1 protein-coding gene is annotated in these 391 nt (G+C 76.7%); it reads right to left on the reverse strand.

What is annotated here, in order from left to right; translation table 11 throughout:
• Window positions 1–391 (reverse strand): transposase (locus QEZ54_RS36285; protein WP_281309321.1); only part of this gene is annotated, 391 nt, incomplete at both ends.

The raw sequence follows: 391 nt of genomic DNA on the forward strand, positions 1-391 counted from the left end.
GCTGTCGTAGTAGGCGTCGGCCAGTAGCAGCATGCCGGTGTGGAGGCGGTCGAGCAGGTGTTGGGCGTAGGCGCGTTCGCCGGTGCTCTCCGGCCCGAAGGCCGCGCCCAGCAGTGCGCGGGTGCCGCACTCGACCAGCACGACCAGCCGCAGCAGTGGGTATCCGCACGCGGTGCGGCCGCTGCGGCGTCGTGGGTAGCCCGACGCGTTGGGCACGTGCAGGGTGGTGCCGTCGACGGCGACGGTCCGCAGCCCGCGCCAGAACGCGTGGCGGGCGGTCGGCCAGGCCACGGGGCCGCTGACGGCCTCGAACAGCGCCCGCAGCGGCCGGGGGCCGACCCGGCGGCGTGCCCGGGCCAGCGCCGACGGGCTGGGGCAGGCGGTGTCCAGC

This window comes from Catellatospora sp. KI3, assembly GCF_029948125.1.
Classification (GTDB): Bacteria; Actinomycetota; Actinomycetes; order Mycobacteriales; family Micromonosporaceae; genus Catellatospora.